14 protein-coding genes are annotated in these 15,359 nt (G+C 63.9%); 12 read left to right on the top strand and 2 right to left on the bottom strand.

Annotated elements, in window-relative coordinates; translation table 11 throughout:
• Positions 1 to 6: 6 nt before the first annotated feature.
• The 9 genes from P9239_RS02150 to P9239_RS02110 all read left to right on the top strand — a co-directional run bounded on the left by P9239_RS02150 (position 7) and on the right by P9239_RS02110 (position 9,043).
• The gene (locus P9239_RS02150; RefSeq protein WP_309748862.1) at positions 7 to 1,233 is read left to right on the top strand and encodes an AAA family ATPase; all 1,227 of its coding nucleotides are present in this window, start codon (positions 7 to 9) and stop codon (positions 1,231 to 1,233) included.
• Positions 1,233 to 2,645, top strand: a complete 1,413-nt coding sequence (locus P9239_RS02145; RefSeq protein WP_309748861.1) for a CpaF family protein — start codon at positions 1,233 to 1,235, stop codon at positions 2,643 to 2,645. The genes P9239_RS02150 and P9239_RS02145 overlap by 1 nt, the downstream gene beginning before the upstream one ends.
• On the top strand, positions 2,642 to 3,607 hold the full coding sequence (locus P9239_RS02140; protein WP_309748860.1) for a type II secretion system F family protein: 966 nt from the start codon (positions 2,642 to 2,644) through the stop codon (positions 3,605 to 3,607). The genes P9239_RS02145 and P9239_RS02140 overlap by 4 nt, the downstream gene beginning before the upstream one ends.
• Complete coding sequence (locus P9239_RS02135; protein ID WP_309748859.1) at positions 3,604 to 4,563, top strand: type II secretion system F family protein; 960 nt, start codon at positions 3,604 to 3,606, stop codon at positions 4,561 to 4,563. Before P9239_RS02140 ends, P9239_RS02135 begins: the two co-directional genes overlap by 4 nt.
• Complete coding sequence (locus P9239_RS02130) at positions 4,560 to 5,465, top strand: tetratricopeptide repeat protein (protein WP_309748858.1); 906 nt, start codon at positions 4,560 to 4,562, stop codon at positions 5,463 to 5,465. The genes P9239_RS02135 and P9239_RS02130 overlap by 4 nt, the downstream gene beginning before the upstream one ends.
• A complete protein-coding gene (locus P9239_RS02125) occupies positions 5,462 to 5,983 on the top strand; it encodes a pilus assembly protein (protein WP_309748857.1) in 522 nt (173 codons plus the stop codon). The genes P9239_RS02130 and P9239_RS02125 overlap by 4 nt, the downstream gene beginning before the upstream one ends.
• Before the next feature lie 131 nt (positions 5,984 to 6,114).
• Positions 6,115 to 6,672 carry a pilus assembly protein gene (locus P9239_RS02120; protein ID WP_309748856.1) on the top strand — a complete coding sequence of 186 codons (558 nt, stop codon included), beginning with the start codon at positions 6,115 to 6,117 and terminating at the stop codon, positions 6,670 to 6,672.
• Entirely contained in the window at positions 6,669 to 8,453 is a 1,785-nt protein-coding gene (locus tag P9239_RS02115; protein WP_309748855.1) for a VWA domain-containing protein, read from the top strand. The genes P9239_RS02120 and P9239_RS02115 overlap by 4 nt, the downstream gene beginning before the upstream one ends.
• 86 nt (positions 8,454 to 8,539) lie before the next feature.
• Positions 8,540 to 9,043 (top strand): DUF6496 domain-containing protein, encoded by a 504-nt coding sequence (locus P9239_RS02110; RefSeq protein WP_309748854.1) that lies wholly within the window; start codon positions 8,540 to 8,542, stop codon positions 9,041 to 9,043.
• Here the strand turns inward: P9239_RS02110 and P9239_RS02105 are convergent.
• On the bottom strand, positions 9,028 to 9,957 hold the full coding sequence (locus P9239_RS02105) for a LysR substrate-binding domain-containing protein (RefSeq protein ID WP_309748853.1): 930 nt from the start codon (positions 9,955 to 9,957) through the stop codon (positions 9,028 to 9,030). The genes P9239_RS02110 and P9239_RS02105 overlap by 16 nt on opposite strands.
• A 117-nt stretch (positions 9,958 to 10,074) precedes the next feature.
• Here P9239_RS02105 and P9239_RS02100 point away from each other — a divergent pair, with 117 nt between their 5' ends.
• Together P9239_RS02100 and P9239_RS02095 are read left to right on the top strand one after the other, a co-directional pair.
• Complete coding sequence (locus tag P9239_RS02100; RefSeq protein ID WP_309748852.1) at positions 10,075 to 10,854, top strand: transporter substrate-binding domain-containing protein; 780 nt, start codon at positions 10,075 to 10,077, stop codon at positions 10,852 to 10,854.
• Positions 10,855 to 10,881: 27 nt separating this feature from the next.
• Positions 10,882 to 12,015: a succinylglutamate desuccinylase/aspartoacylase family protein gene (locus P9239_RS02095; protein WP_309748851.1), complete on the top strand. Its 1,134-nt coding sequence runs from the start codon at positions 10,882 to 10,884 to the stop codon at positions 12,013 to 12,015.
• A 31-nt stretch (positions 12,016 to 12,046) separates the two neighbouring features.
• Here the strand turns inward: P9239_RS02095 and P9239_RS02090 are convergent, their stop codons facing one another.
• Positions 12,047 to 14,044, bottom strand: a complete 1,998-nt coding sequence (locus P9239_RS02090) for a glycoside hydrolase family 28 protein (protein WP_309748850.1) — start codon at positions 14,042 to 14,044, stop codon at positions 12,047 to 12,049.
• 306 nt (positions 14,045 to 14,350) lie between these two features.
• Here P9239_RS02090 and P9239_RS02085 point away from each other — a divergent pair, with 306 nt between their 5' ends.
• The gene (locus P9239_RS02085; RefSeq protein ID WP_309748849.1) at positions 14,351 to 15,244 is read left to right on the top strand and encodes an alpha/beta hydrolase; all 894 of its coding nucleotides are present in this window, start codon (positions 14,351 to 14,353) and stop codon (positions 15,242 to 15,244) included.
• Positions 15,245 to 15,359: the final 115 nt, after the last annotated feature.

The raw sequence follows: 15,359 nt of genomic DNA, 5'->3' as shown, positions 1-15,359 counted from the left end.
ACGACCATGAGCACGACAGACCTTCCTTTCCTGAAGACCAAGAATAAGGCGGCAGCGCGCGCCGCGGACTTCATCGCGTTCGTCTCGGATCGCAAGACCGAACAGGTTCTCAAGAGCTTCGTGCTCGAACAGGCGATGCCGCACGTCCATATCGCGGTTGGCACCGTCGACGACGCCATTGCGTATCTGGAAAGGATCGAGCGCTCGCCGCTGTTTCTGATGATCGACCTGCAGGATTCGGTGATGCCGCTGTCTGATCTCGGACGTCTGGCCGAAGTCTGCGAGCCGTCGGTGCAGGTCGTGGCGCTCGGCGAGCGTAACGACGTCGGCCTGTTTCGCAGCCTCCTGAAGCTCGGCGTGCGCGATTATCTGGTGAAACCGCTGACGGTCGAACTGCTCAAGCGCACGGTCAACGTGGCCGGCGGCAAGGTGAGCGATGTCGTCATGTCGCGCGCCGGCAAGACCATCGCGTTCGTCGGCTCGCGCGGCGGCGTGGGCGTGACCACGCTGGCACTGAACGTCGCGCGCTATCTTTCCGACGAGACGCATCGCCGGGTGGCATACGTCGATCTGAATATGCACGGCAGCGCCGCCAACGTGATGCTCGGTCTGCAAAGCAACAACGGTCTCTCCGACGTGCTGGAGAATCAGCACCGGCTGGACCCGCAATACGTGGACCGCACGCTCGTCGCCAAGGGCACGCGTCTGTTCATGCTGACAGCGGAGCGTCCGTTTAGCGCGGCCCCAGCCTTCGAACCGGGATCGCTCGCGCGTGTGCTACAAGTGCTGTGCGACAGCTTCCACTACGTGATCATCGACGTCCCCGGCCCGTCAGATCCGCTCGCGCAGGAAGTGTTCGATCACGCGTCCCGTTGCTATATCGTCGCGGACCGCTCGGTGCATTCGACGCGCGAAACGATAAAACTACTGCGCCACATCGAGGGTCGCGACAACAATCCGCCGACTTCGCTTCTGCTCAACAATCCGAATGCAGCGACGGCCGGAAAGGTGCAGCCGGCGGATTTCGTCGGCGCCATCGGCCGCTCCGTGCTGCACGAAATTCCGTTCGAGTCCAAGGCCGTGGCGGTCGCCGAGAACCTCGGCGAGCCGCCCAAAGACAAATCGCAGAACGGCTTCACTCAGAGCGTGGTGCGCATCGCCGCCGATCTGACCGGTCAGCACACGACCGTGGAGCGTCCGTTCCTGCAGAAGTTCAAGCTGAGGAGAGGCTGATGTTCGGGCAGAAGCAGATTGCGAAGCCGAGCGTCAATCCGGTAGACAACGCCGCAGGCATTGCGACAGCCGAGGCCGCGCCGGCTGCGGACCCCGCGCCGGCGCCCACGCCGCCGCGCGCGCGCGCCAGCATGCCCGAAGGCAACGAAGTGCTGGTGCGCTCTGACCTCTTCAAGGTGATCCGCACGGGCGTCTTTGGCGCGATGAATGCGTCGGCGGCGGTCGGTAAGACGCGCGAGCAGATGAAGCCCGGCGTCGAGGCGCTTGTGCTCGAAATCGCTGAGCGCGAACGGCTCAACATCACGATCGCGGAGCAGGCGCAGATCGTCGGCGAACTGCTCAACGACATGTTCGGCCTCGGCCCGATCGAACCGCTGCTGGCCGACGAAACCATCACCGACGTGCTGGTGAACGGTCCCGATCAGGTGTACGTGGAACGGCACGGCCGTCTCGAACTGACGCCTTACAAGTTTCGCGACAACGCGCATGTCGTCAACGTCGCGCAGCGGATTGCGGCGGGCGTTGGGCGGCGCGTCGACGAAAGCAGCCCGATGGTCGATGCCCGTCTCGCCGATGGCAGCCGAGTCAACGTCGTATTGCCGCCGCTCGCGATCCACGGCACGTCGATCTCGATTCGTAAGTTCTCCAAGCGCAACATCACGCTGCATCGCATGGCGCAGCAGGGCAACATGTCCTCCGAAATGGCGACTGTGCTCAAGCTCGCGAGCACATGCCGACTGAATATCATCGTGTCGGGCGGCACGGGTTCGGGCAAGACGACGCTGCTCAACGCACTGTCGCACTTCATCGGGCTTGGCGAGCGCACCGTCACCATCGAAGACGCGGCGGAATTGCAGCTCGTGCAGCCGCACGTCGTCAGCCTCGAGACGCGCCCCGAAAACGCGGAAGGACTCGGTGCGGTGACACAGCGCGATCTGGTCCGAAACGCGCTGCGTATGCGGCCGGACCGCATCATCCTCGGCGAAACGCGCGGCCCCGAAGCCTTCGACGTCTTGCAGGCCATGAACACCGGCCACGACGGCTCGATGACCACCATCCACGCGAACACGCCGCGCGACGGCATCACGCGTCTGGAAAGCATGGTCATGATGGCGAACGGCAATCTGCCGCTCATGTCCATCCGGCGACAGATCGCGAGCGCAGTGCACATGATCGTGCAAATCGAGCGGATGCGCGACGGCATGCGGCGCGTGACGCGCATCACCGAGCTGGTGGGCATGGAAGGCGACGTCATCATCACGCAGGACTTGTTCACGTTCCGCTATGACGCGAGCGCTTACAGCGAGGAAGTGAAGGGCGTCTACGAGTCGTCTTCGGTGCGGCCCGCGTTTTCGGCGCGCGCGGCGTACTACGGCCTGGAGGACGCGCTCCTGGAGGCGATGCGCGTATGAGCACCGCCGACCTCTTCACCGCTTGTGCGTTTATCGTCACCCTGCTGCTCGGCGTCATGGCACTGGTCGTGCAGGACATGCGCAAACAGCGGCCCGATGCCCGCATCAAGGCGCGCATGGCCGAGGCGTTCTTCATCGAAGGACGCAAGACGCTCCAGCTGGACACCGACCTCTTCAAGGTCGAGCGCGAGCAGAACGCACTGATGCGCTGGCTTAGTCCGAAGATCGCACGCCTGCGCACGGTCGCGGGCGCGAACGGGATTCGCATCGTGGTGGCCGTCGCCGTGCTCGGAGAGATCGTCGCCTTGTTGTTCTCCGAATATGCGCCGCTGCCGCCGTTCGTGCCGCCGCTGTTGATCGTCGGACTGCCGGCGTTTCTGATCGTGCGCACCTACAATTTTCTGGTCAACCGGTTCCGCCAGCGTTTCCTCGATGGCTTCCCGGACCTCATCGATCTGATCGTGCGCGCGGTGCGTGCGGGCGTGCCGGTGACGCATGTGATCCATTCGGCGTCGAGCGAAGTGAATGAACCGCTGCGCAGCGAGTTCAAGATCATGGGCGATTCGCTGCAAGTCGGCCTCGATCTCGAGGAAGTGCTTTCGGTCGCGGTCGAACGCATCGGCATTGCGGACTTTTCCTTTTTCTGCGTGTGTTTGCTCTTGCAGCGCGAAACCGGCGGTCAACTCGGCGAGACGCTCGAAAACCTGTCGGGCATCGTGCGCACGCGCCGCGAAATCCGTCAGAAGACGAAAGCGCTCACCGGCGAGGCGCGCATCACCACGAAGATCCTCGCGGCCATTCCGGTCATCATTCTCGTTAGCACTTATCTGTTGAACAAGGAATACCTGATGGTGCTGTTCAACACGCACGCAGGCCAGAAATGCCTGACGTTCGCGGCGGTTTCGCTCGTGATCGGCATTTCGATCGTCAACAAGATGTCCAAGCTGGATACGTCGCGATGAGCCAGGAAAACTTCGATGCCATCGTCAACCTGTCGATGTTGCTCGCGCTCGTCGCGGGCATCGCGATCTGGTATGCGAAGCGATACGGCGGGCTGCGCGGCCGTATCGCGGAGCGCGTGCGTAACGTGGCGATCACGCAGCCGGTCAGTGGGACCGACGTCGAGGAAGTGCTCGACACCAGCATCCGCAGCCGCGCGATGGCGCTGTTCGCGCGCATCGGCGACCGTCTTCCGCTGTTCGACGCGAAGTACCGCATGAAGCTTCAGAAGGAGATGATTCGCGGCGGCTATCGCAGCAAGGTGGCGGTTTCGGTGCTGCTCGCCACGAAGTTCGTCACCGGTTTGATCTGCGCGACGGCCATGGTCATGCTCGGCTCGAACATCCCGGTCATCGGCGGCTATCCCGCCGTGCGCGGCATCCTGATGCTCGGTGTGTTCGTCGCAGGCATGATCGTGCCGGAATACATTCTGGCGTTTCTGTCGATGCGCCGCCGCACGGCGATCGAAAGTTGCCTGCCGGATGCACTCGATCTGCTCGTCATCTGCACGAACGCGGGCAACAGCCTGGGCGTGAGCATCCGCCGCGTGGCCGACGAAATGAAGGCGATCTGCCCGCCGCTCTCCGACGAACTCTCGCTGACGGCGGACGAGCTGAAGCTCTCCGGCGACAACATGCGCGCGTTGCAAGCGCTGGGCGAACGGATCGATCTGCCGTCGGTGCGCGCGCTCATCTCCACGCTCAATCAGTCGATGAAGTACGGCACGCCGATCACGCAGGCGTTGCGCACGCTCTCGCGCACCGAGCGCCTCGCACATATGGTTTCGCTCGAAGAGAAAGCGGCCAAGCTCGCCCCGAAGATGGTTGTGCCGATGATGATCTTCATCCTTCCCGCGGTCATGGTGATTTCAGCCGGGCCGTCAATCATTCAGCTCATGGACGCGTTAGCCAAGCAATGAAAGCAGTTCAGACTCTCTCCGTGGCGCGCGCCCACGAACTCAGCCGCGCGGTAATCACGGTATGCGCGATCGCGCTGGCTGGCGCACTGTCGGCCTGCACGACGACTTCCAAGGTACATCAGACGGCGGAGGCGCGGCCCGTCACGCAGAACACGTCGCCCAGCGCGATGAGCGAACTGCGCATCGCCGACACGGCCATCGATTCGGGCAACGTCGAACTCGCAACGACGCTCTACGACCGCATCGTGAAGGCCGATCCGCGTTCGGTGCCCGGCCTGACCGGGCTGGGCAACACGCTCTACGCCGTGGGCGATTACACGCGCGCGGGCGTGTACTACGACAAGGCGAGCGCCATCGATCCGACCGCGGGTATGCCGCTGATCGGCTCGGCGCGCGTGGCGATCCATCAGCGCCGCTTCGACGACGCGATCGCCACTTACCGACGCGTGCTCGCCATGAAAGCGGGCGATGCGCTCGCGTCCGCCGGACTGGGCGCCGCGCTCGACCTGAAGGGCGACCACGCGGGCGCACAAGCCGTTCTGCGGGAAGCGTTGAAAGCCAATCCCGGCGACCCGATGCTTTCCGTGAATCTTGGCATGTCGCTGATCCTCGGCGGCGATCCGCGCGCGGGCGCGAACGTGCTGCTCGACGTGACGCGCTATCCGCAGGCGCCGTCGCAGGCTCGCCAGGATCTCGCCCTCGCGTATGGCCTGCTCGGCAATACCGAAGCGGCGTCTGAAATCCTCTCGCGCGATCTGCCGAAGGCGTCGGTGCAAGACAACCTTCGCTACTACGAGATCCAGCGCGGGCGTCTGGCGCAGCCGCAGGCGGGGCAGGCCGCATCCGCCGCGACCGTCGGCGTCGTGCAGGACGCGACCGTGCAGTCCGCGAGCCTGCGATGACCACGCCGCGCGTGGAGCCATCGCGCGAGCGCGGCGACATGGCCGCCGCTCGTTTCGGAGCGCGGTTGCTGCGTGACGAGAGCGGTGTCGCCGCCATCGAAATGGCGTTCCTGATGATGTTCGCCATCTTCATCGTGCTGGGCACGATCGAACTGGCGCTCGACATGATCGTGGACGCTACCGTGCAGATCGCCGCGCAGCAGGCATCGCGCGTCGGCCTGACGACGAGCGCGCCGACCAACGGCAACACGCGCGCGCAGCAGGCGCAGGCGCAGATCCTGGGCGTGCTCAAGCCCTGGACCAACATGGGCGGCACCGTGACGTTCACCACGCTGAACTACGGTACTTACAACAATGTGGGGACGAGCAGTTCGCAGGCGAGCATGGGCGGTTACGGCGATGTCGTGTCCTACAACATCAGCTTGACGATGAACAGCTTCACCGGCATTCCCAAACTGCTCGGGCAGACCGGCACGTTCACGTATTCACGCAATTACCTCGTGCAGAACGAAAAATGAAAAGCGCGTCGAGATTTTCTTCGCGGAATCGGCCGCAGCGGGCGCCTCACCGCGCGATGGGCCGGTTCTTCAGCCGCGTGTTTCGGTCCCAGCGCGGCGCGGCATCGATCGAATTCGTCATCGTCGCGCCCATGATGATCATGATGATGCTCGGTTTCGCCGAGGTCTACATGTACATTCGCGCCGTGAGCGTGGTCGAGCATACGGCTTTCACGCTGGCGGATTCCATCGGTCAGATGCAGACCGTCATCAACAATCCGAGCACCTCGAACTCCAACAATCTGGGCTCGATCTTCAACGCCGCCACTCTGCTTGCGCAGCCCTACGATCTGCAAGGCAAAGGCATGGTGGTGGTCAGCTCCATCTGCGACGACAGCAGCGGTTGCGCGCCAGTCTCCGCGCCGACGATGGTGGCCGGCACGCCGAAACTATTGTGGCAGGCAAAAGCGCCGTGGTCGGGCAGCACGATGGTCTCGCAGAATCCGGCGGTCACGCAGACCAACGCGCTGCCGTCCGGCTGGCCGTTTCGTAACGGGGATTCTGCGGTCGTGGTCGAGGTTTATCTGTCGTATAACCCGTTCACGATGACGGCCAACTTCTGGTCCGATGCGCCCGGCACGCAGATCATCTCGCGGCGCGTATACGTTCGTCCGCGCTTGCCGCAGCCTTTGACTCTGGCGGCATCATGATGACCAGCACGATGTTCCGCGCCATTCGGGCCGACGCGCTGCGTGCGCGCGCCGCTGCGCTCTTTAACGGCGACCGTGGCGCGATCGGCGTCTTCTTTGCGATGTGCTCCAGCGTGATGGCCGGCGCGATGTGCCTGTCGCTCGGCATGATCCAGTATGAAATGATGCAGGCGCACATGCAGATGGCGCTCGACGTCGCCACGCTCTCGGCCGCGGCGAACATCCGCCATTACGCTCAGCCGAACATGCAGAACGTCGCGCAATGGCAGAAGGACGCGCGCGCCTATTACGACGCCAACATGCCGACCGGCTATGAAGGTCTCGTGATGCCGGACACGGGCTTCACGGCGAACATTTCCGGCGACGCGAGCGCCGGTTTCACGGTTAAGCTGTCCGCGTCGGGCACGCTGCCCTTGCTGGCGTCGAATATCTTCGGCGCGCTGGTTTCAGGCACGAACGCGTCCGGCGCGGGTCCGCAGGACACGATGAACATCTCGGCGAACAACACGGCGATCTACTCGCCCAAAACCACGCTCGAACTCGTGATGGTGCTGGACAACACCGGTTCGATGGCCGACGCCGCGAGCACCGACGCATCGCAAGGCAGCAAGATCCAGGGCCTGAAAGCCGCGTCGCAGCATCTCGTGACGAGCATCTTCAATCAGCCCAACGGAGATTCCTACATTGGCCTGGTGCCGTTCACGACGGTCGTCAACCTGACGGGCGCGCTTTCGGGCAGTTCGAACTGGATGACGCCCAAGTTCACTTACAACCCGACGAACATGTCGATGGCGCCGAATCCGAACATCACGCAGTCGGGTTGGCAGGGCTGCGCCGTCGAACCGCGGGACGCGAGCGGCAATCTCTATCCGAAAGCCTATGCCCCAAGCGATACGCCGGGATTTACTCCGTTCTACTACAACGTGCCGCCGACCGGTTTCAAGATCACGACGTATAGCCAGAGCGATTGCAGCAGCGCCGTATCGACCAAGACAGTGATGGGCGTGCCGCTGACGCGCCAGACCAACGGCACTTCGACGCAGTGCGGCAGTGGATCGGCCACCGGCATCTGGAGCCAGTGGTTCCAGCCGAACACGACGGGCGGCACCACGACGATCTATCAGAACGGCAACACGAACGCCTCGGGTGCGAGCAATGGCCCGTGCGGCATTCAGCCGGCCATATTCCTGACGAAGGATCAGACCTCGCTCACGAATTCGATCAACGCGATGAAGGCGAACGGCTCCACCATTATTCCGACCGGCTTGCTGTGGGGCTGGCGGATGCTGTCGTCGGATTGGTCCAACGATGTCTCGAAAGGCAACGGCTGGATCTCGACGGACAGTTCGCTCCCGCGTCCCGAGACGAACGAAGGCCTTCTGCGCGTGGCGATCCTGCTGACTGACGGCGAGAACGATCCTGGCAGCACCGACGGACTCATGCCTCTAACCGCGTTCAACGGCTTGTCGGGCGTGGCGAACGGCACGCTTCAGGCGCCGACGGTCACGCGTTCGAACGGAACGGCGCTCACGGACGGAAAGATGAGCTCGGTCACGGACATCAACGCGTTCCAGTTAGGCGTATGCAGCGCGATGAAGGCGCAAGGCATCATCATCTACGGGATCACGTTCGGCACGGGCGCGACCAGCAGCGCGGCGGTGAAGACGATGCAGTCGTGCGCGTCGCCGGGCAACTATTATCACGCGCCATCGAACGCGGACCTCGACTCGATCTTCCAGGAAATCGCCACCGGTCTCGGCATCCTTCGACTTACCCAATAAACGCCTTCCAAGGCGTATCCGGACGCAGCGGGTACAGCCGTTGCTCGCTCGTTCCGGGTAGGTCCAACTACGAAAGGAGCACCAACATGCCCGAGAAGAAAACCCTCGAGCGCGCCGAGAAGGCCAAGCGCGCAGGGAAGTCCGCGAGCACGCAGGCGGGCGCGTTCGTGAAGGAGCAAATCGATCACGTGCGAGAGGGCAAGCACGGCGCGAAGTCGGCCAAGCAGGCCATCGCAATCGGCTTGTCGGAGGCGCGCCGCGCGGGCGTCAAGCTCAAGGCGCCCAAGAAGGGCGAAGCGTCCGAAGGCACGCGCAAGAAAGCCGCGCAGGATACCAAGGCTGCGCATCGCAAGACGAAGAGCCCGAGTACCGAGTCGAAGGCGAAGCGGTCCGCCACGTCCACGCGCGTGCTGAAACGCGAAGGCACGAAGGCCGCGTCGCACAAGTCGTTGTCGAAGCAGGCACACGCCAGTGCAAGCCGCCGTTCCGCCGCCGACCGTTCTGCTGCCGCGAAGAAAGGCTGGGCCACGCGGCGCGCTCAGGCTGCGGGGAAGAAGTCCGGTTCCGCTTCGCGTCACGCATCGCGTTGAGGCAGCGTTCGCGCGGGCAGCATCCGCGCGAAAGAGACGGCCATGGTCGCCAGTTCTTGCGCGGCGGGCGTCAACGGCACGCCCACGCGGCGCACCATGCACAGCGGCGTCGGTGCGGCGCGTTCGGCGATCGGTACGGTCACGACGTGCTCGCGAAAGAACGGATGCTGTGCGAGGCTCGATGGTTCGAGGGCAAGATAGTCGCTCGCGGCGATGCAGTGCATCGTGTCGAAGACGGCCTCGGTCGTCGCGGCGATGTTTGGCGCAGGCAGGCCCGCGTCGTCGAAGAGTGCGAGCAACTTGTTGCCGCGCTGCTGCTTGTGTCGCGTGCTGACCCACTGCGCATCGCGCAGATCGGCGAGCGAGCGCGCGCCCGACAACGCATGTCCGCGCCGCGCCATCACGGCGACTTCCGAATCGAACAAGCGCGTGATCTCCATGTCGTGCACGTCGGCGTCCGGTGCGACCAACGCCAGCGCGAAGTCGAGCCGGCCCCCGCGCACCCATGATGTCAGCACGCGCGACGTCGCGCTCGTCAGATGCACGTCGATGCGCGGACACCGCTCGCGAAAGCTGCCGAGCAGCGCGGGGAAAAGGCGCAGCGTCGCTTCGGCCGCGAGCCCGAGGGCAACGCTGCCCGTCAATTCGCCGCGCAACTGACGCATTTCTTCTTCTGTCTTCTCGCATTCGCCGAGGATGAGCTCGGCGCGCACGCGCAGGCGTTCGCCGACGGGCGTCAGGCGCACGCCGCGCACGTCGCGCTCCAGAAGTGGCCCGCCTGCATAGGCTTCGAGCTTGCGCAATTGCTGCGTGATGCCGCTTTGCGCGATGGCGAGCTTGCGCGCGGCGGCGCGCAGACTGCCGGCCTCGGAGACCGCGAGGAACACGCGCAACTGCGTCAGAGTCAATTCCACGATGTGTTCCGGCTGATCGCAAAAAGTGATCATGATAAGCAAAAGGCCTCTATTTGCGGGCGTTTTGCGCACGTACCATCGGTGGGTTCGTTTCCTTTCCTCGCCGACTTCGCGTTCATGCTCAAAGCCACTTCATCGTTACTCGCCGTGTTGCTCGCGAGCATGCTCGCTTCGTCGCCCGTCGCAGCGCGCGACGCCAATCTCTTGCGCCTCGGTATCGATCCGGGCTATCCGCCGATGGACGTCAAGACGCCCGACGGTCACGTCGCGGGCTTCGACGTCGATCTGGGCGACGAAATCTGCCGACGCATCGCGATGCGTTGCGAATGGGTCGAACTCGAATTCTCCGGGATGATTCCCGCACTGCAGGCGCGCAAGATCGACGGCATCATGTCGTCGATGGCGATCACCGACAAGCGCATGAAGCAGATCGCGTTCTCCACGAAGCTCTTTCAGTTTCGCTCGCGCCTGATCGCGCGAAGCGGCGCACCGTTGAGCGCGAGCGCGGACGGCTTGCGCGGCAAGCGCGTCGGCGTGCAGAGCGGCAGCCAGTTCGAAACCTATGCGCTCAAGAACTGGCAGCCGGGCGGTGTCGAAGTGGTGGCGTATCAAAGCCAGGAAGGCGTGTTCAACGATCTCGTCGCAGGCCGCATCGACGCCGCATTGCTCGGGTCAGTCGAAGCGGAAAACGGCTTCCTGAAGACGCCGCGCGGTGCGGGGTTCGCATTTGTCGGTGCGCCGCTCTCCATGGGCGATCACGGCGTGGGCATGGGCTTGCGTCTCGACGACACCATTCTGAAGGCCAAGGTCGACAAAGCCGTGACGGACATGCGCGCGGATGGCACCTATCGGCGAATCGCGCGCAAGTATTTCGACTTCGATGTGTACGGCGATTGACCTTGTATTGATACGGATGACTAAGTAATGCGCATCAAAAGCACGCCGCTCGTCTCGGCAACCATCGGCACCGCACGCGAACTCGTCAGTTTCCATTTCGGCGCACCGCATGCAGCGGATACGCACGAAAAGGTCTACATTCAGGCATCGCTTCACGCAGACGAAACGCCCGCCATGCTCGCCGCATGGCGGCTCAAGCAGCGGCTCAGAGAACTTGAAGCGAGCGGGCGCGTGCGCGGCGCAGTGGTGCTCGTGCCGGTGGCCAATCCCATCGGGTTATCGCAGCACGTGCTGGGCCAGTTCGTCGGACGCTTCGAGAGCAACAGCGGGCACAACTTCAACCGCAACTTTCCGATGCCGCCTGCAAGCGAATTGATAGAACGCATTCGCCCGCGCATGTCGAATACGGACGCCACGCACAACACGCGACTCTTGCGCGCGGCCGTGTGCGAGATGCTCGGCGAGATGACTGCGCGCAACGAGTTCGAATCGTTGCGGCTTGCGCTGCTCAGGCACGCATCGGACGCGGATATCGTGCTCGATCTGCATTGCTCGCTCGAAGCGACGATGCATCTGTACACCAGTCCGGCGAGTTGGCCCGCCATCGAGCCGCTGGCGCGCTATCTCGGCGCGAAAAGCGTTTTGCTCGCGACGGATTCGGGCGGCCAGTCCTTCGACGAGATTCACGCGCTGCTGTGGAACGAACTGCGTGCGTTACTGGGCAAAGAGGTGCCGCTCGCGGCGCCGAATATCGCGGCGACGCTGGAACATCGCGGCCAGCGGGATGTGAGTGACGAGTACGCATCGAATGATGCCGAGGCTATCGTCGACTTCCTGATCGCGCGCGGCGTGATCGAAGGCGAGGCGCGCGAACTGCCGCCGCTCGCGCAGGCCGCGACGCCGCTTGCGGGCAGCGAGCAACTGACAGCGCCGGTGAGCGGCATCGTCGTGTATCGCGCGCAAGTCGGCGCGATGCTGAAGGCGGGCGATGCGGTCTTCGACATCATCGATCCGCTGACGGACGCCGTGACCACCGTGACCACGAAGAACAATGGCGTGTTTTATATGCGGCGCGCCATTCGCTTCGTCTACGCGGGTGCGCCGTTGGGAAGAGTCACCGGCGCAACGGCGTTCAGGACCGGCGTATTGATCGGCGCGTGACGGAGCGCGAAGCTTCGTCACGCGCGTGCCTTCACCGAGCGTCGGTGATGGTTTGATTCAACGTCGTGCCTGCAATCACCGTGTTATTCAGCACGATGTCGTGCACGTTGTACGCGTAGATCGGTCCCGGCGTCGTCGCCGTTGCGGGGCCCGCGGCGACAGGCGTGCCGAAATCGCAGTTGGTGATGGTTACGCCAGCAATCGCGGGAATGGCGGGCGTCGGCGCGGGGCCGTTGTAGTCGAACGCAACGGGTCCTTGCGCGACGATCGCCTGAAAACAGGATCCCGTGACGCCGTTGAGCGTGACGTTGCTCGCCTTCACATTCGAAATATTGACGTTCTGCACCAGTGCGGGGCGCGTGCGAATGGCGTCCTTCGACGGCTGATAGTCGCAGTCGAACGTGATGATGCCGCCTTGCGCCGCCGACGGATTCGCCGCGCTCGCCGTCACCACGCCGAGCGGCACCGTCGCATTGATCGGGCTGCCCGCCAGCAGACTGCTGCCGTAGCCCGATGGCGTCAGGCTCACGCCATTGGGCAGCGTGACGTTGTCCACATAAAAGTTCTTCACGAAGCCGCCGCGATTCATGTTCGTCTTCACGCGAATGGCGATGTTGAGCGAGTTCGTCGCCCAGAACTTGTTTAGCATCTGCAGATTGCGCGCGTAGATGTTCTGCACGCCGCCGCCCATTTCGCTGCCGAGCGTGATACCGCCGTGGCCGCTGTTCATCGTGCAGTTCTGAATGACGTGATTCTGCGCGGGGCCGTATTGCGTGTCGAGGTCCTTGCCCGATTTGATCGCGATGCAGTCGTCGCCGGTGTTGAACGTGACGCTGTCGCAGAGCACCATGTCGCAGGCGTCGGGATCGAAGCCGTCGTTGTTCGGCCCGATGCTGTCCACCGTCACGCCGGTGATCACCACGTTCTTGCAATCGGTCGGATGGTGCTGCCAGAACGGCGTATTGATGGTGCGATAGCCCTGCATCAGAACGTTCGTACAACCGATGAATTCCACCATGCTCGGCCGCAGATAATGCCCGATGCCGAAGATGCGCTTCTCGATTGCCACGCCTGCTTCCGACAGCGCCGGCAAGTAGTTCTGGTCCTGCTGCCACGGCGTGGCCGGGTCAGTGAGCTTGGCGTAGAGCGCATCCGAAATGCCGGGCACAGCGGTCTTCAGGTCGACGTTGTTCGGGTTGGCGAAGGCCTGTGAAGGCGTCGACGATCCCGCATAGCCGTATGCGCCGCTGTTGCCCTTGTATGTCCACCAGCACGTTGCCGTGTTGCCGCTGCCGGCGAACGGCGTCATGGCCTGACCGTTGAGCACCGAGGTATCGCCTTCGCCGGTGATCGCGATGTTCGTCTGATTGCGCGCGTAGACCGGCGGACCATAATTGAGGCAGTCGTTCGCTTGCCAGCGGCTGTAGTACAGCTTGCCGTTCGCGCCGCAGTCGATGGGGCCGTCCTTCGCGTAGTCCGCCGGGTTCGGGCTGAAAAAAATCTCGCAGTTCGCGCTCAGATGGAAATCGACGTTGGACAGCAGAATGATCGGCCCTGCGCAATACCAGTTGCCCGCCGGTACGACCACGCGGCCGCCGCCCGCCGCGCTGCACGCCGCGATGGCGGCGAGAAACGCGGGGCGCGAGTCGAACGAGCCGGGCGCCTGTGTCTGGTCCGCGCCGGTGCTGAGCGGCGACTTGGTCGGATCGGTGTACGGACTTGTCGCCGCAATGACGGTGCACGGTTTCGCGCCGTAGTCGGTGACGAGGAACCGGCGGCTCGGCACCATCGACGTCGACACGTTTTTCAGCGCGTTGATGATTTGCGTCGCGGAACCGGACGGGCCCCAGATCGGGTCTTCCGCCGTGGCTGGCGTGCTGGGCGAGCCGGAACTGTCGTGGCCGCCGCAGCCGGCGAGCACGCTCAAGCTGCCGAGTCCGCCAATGAGCGGCGCGCTCGCCGAAGCGCCTGCGAACTTGAGGAGGGTGCGACGGCGGGCCGAGGCGGGGGCGGTGAGGCGCTGTTTCATCCTTGTCTCCATTCCGGTGTGTCCGGTTTTAATGTGCGAACTTCGAACGACGTCATACGACATTGCTGCTGGCTTGTTTAACCAGCCGGTAAAGAAATCGTTTTCCTTGAGCGACGATAGCGAGCTTGTAACAAGGGCGTCAAGCGTTATCCGCCAGCGTTCACGTGGGGAATTTCCCGTAAGGAATCGATTACTCGAAGCGGCGCTTCTCATACGACATCATGTGTCACTATTGCCGCAAGCCTCCAACGTCGAATTCGGCGCGGCTCTAAAATTGACGCTTCCGCTTCGCCCAAAGGAGGAGCCATGCTGACCTTCGACCATCACGTCGAGACGCCGACGCTCGATATCGCCTACGCCCACACCGGTCCCGCCGACGGACCGCCCGTCCTGCTGTTGCATGGGTGGCCCGACGCGGCTCGCGCCTGGACGAAAGTCGCCGCACGCCTGAACGCGGCGGGCTACCGGACCATCGTTCCGGAATTGCGCGGCGCGGGCGGCACGCGCTTCTTGCGCGCGGGCACCATCCGCGATGGTTCCGGCGTCGCGCTGGCGCAAGACGCTATCGATCTGGCGGATGCGCTCGGCATCGCCCAGTTCGATGTGGTCGGGCACGACTGGGGCGCGCGCGCCGCCTACACGCTCGCTGCGCTCTTTCCCGATCGCGTGCGGCGGATGGCCGCGATCGCGCTGGCATTTCAGCCGCGCGGCAAGTTCAAGCTGCCGGCGGACTTCGCGCAGGCGCGACGCTTCTGGTACCAGTGGTTCATGTCGCTCGACGACGCGCCCGACGCCGTCGCCGCCGATCCGACAGGCTTCGCGCGCATTCAGTGGGATACGTGGTCGCCGCCCGGCTGGTTCGACGAAGCCGAGTTCGCCGCCACCGCGCGCGCGTTCGAGAACCCGGACTGGGTGACGATCACGCTGAACGCCTACCGCCGCCGCTGGCGCAGCGATCAGCCGTCCGACCCGGCGCTCGAACCGTTGTACGAGCGGCTTGCGACCATCGAGCGCATCGGCGTTCCGGCGCTGATGGTTCAGGGCGGCTCGGATTTCTGCGACGATCCTTCGACGTCGGAAGGGCAGGAAAGCTGCTTTACAGCGGGCTACCGGCGCGTCGTGATCGACGGCGCCGGGCACTTTCCGCCGCGAGAAGCGCCCGATGCCGTCGCGGATGCGCTCGTCGCCCATCTCGGCTGACAGCGACCGGGCGAGCTACTTGCAGGCGGCAAGCGAACGCAGCCGCCCGCTTTTTGCGACCGATACTGTATGGGTGTACAGTACCGTTCGCAGCGGCAGGCGCCTGCCGCCAGAC

Source organism: Caballeronia sp. LZ062 (assembly GCF_031450785.1).
Lineage (GTDB): Bacteria > Pseudomonadota > Gammaproteobacteria > Burkholderiales > Burkholderiaceae > Caballeronia.
The sequence above is the reverse complement of the archived record's forward strand: the minus strand, read 5'-3'. Positions and strand labels throughout refer to the sequence as shown.

What these genes read in the sequence shown, in the direction of transcription:
- P9239_RS02110 (WP_309748854.1), top strand. Translation starts at nt 8,540, where the DNA reads ATGCCCGAGAAGAAAACCCTCGAGCGCGCCGAGAAGGCCAAGCGCGCA.
- P9239_RS02115 (WP_309748855.1), top strand. Translation starts at nt 6,669, where the DNA reads ATGATGACCAGCACGATGTTCCGCGCCATTCGGGCCGACGCGCTGCGT.
- P9239_RS02140 (WP_309748860.1), top strand. Translation starts at nt 2,642, where the DNA reads ATGAGCACCGCCGACCTCTTCACCGCTTGTGCGTTTATCGTCACCCTG.
- P9239_RS02125 (WP_309748857.1), top strand. Translation starts at nt 5,462, where the DNA reads ATGACCACGCCGCGCGTGGAGCCATCGCGCGAGCGCGGCGACATGGCC.
- P9239_RS02150 (WP_309748862.1), top strand. Translation starts at nt 7, where the DNA reads ATGAGCACGACAGACCTTCCTTTCCTGAAGACCAAGAATAAGGCGGCA.
- P9239_RS02120 (WP_309748856.1), top strand. Translation starts at nt 6,115, where the DNA reads ATGATGATCATGATGATGCTCGGTTTCGCCGAGGTCTACATGTACATT.
- P9239_RS02135 (WP_309748859.1), top strand. Translation starts at nt 3,604, where the DNA reads ATGAGCCAGGAAAACTTCGATGCCATCGTCAACCTGTCGATGTTGCTC.
- P9239_RS02090 (WP_309748850.1), bottom strand. Translation starts at nt 14,044, where the DNA reads ATGAAACAGCGCCTCACCGCCCCCGCCTCGGCCCGCCGTCGCACCCTC.
- P9239_RS02145 (WP_309748861.1), top strand. Translation starts at nt 1,233, where the DNA reads ATGTTCGGGCAGAAGCAGATTGCGAAGCCGAGCGTCAATCCGGTAGAC.
- P9239_RS02100 (WP_309748852.1), top strand. Translation starts at nt 10,075, where the DNA reads ATGCTCAAAGCCACTTCATCGTTACTCGCCGTGTTGCTCGCGAGCATG.
- P9239_RS02095 (WP_309748851.1), top strand. Translation starts at nt 10,882, where the DNA reads ATGCGCATCAAAAGCACGCCGCTCGTCTCGGCAACCATCGGCACCGCA.
- P9239_RS02130 (WP_309748858.1), top strand. Translation starts at nt 4,560, where the DNA reads ATGAAAGCAGTTCAGACTCTCTCCGTGGCGCGCGCCCACGAACTCAGC.
- P9239_RS02085 (WP_309748849.1), top strand. Translation starts at nt 14,351, where the DNA reads ATGCTGACCTTCGACCATCACGTCGAGACGCCGACGCTCGATATCGCC.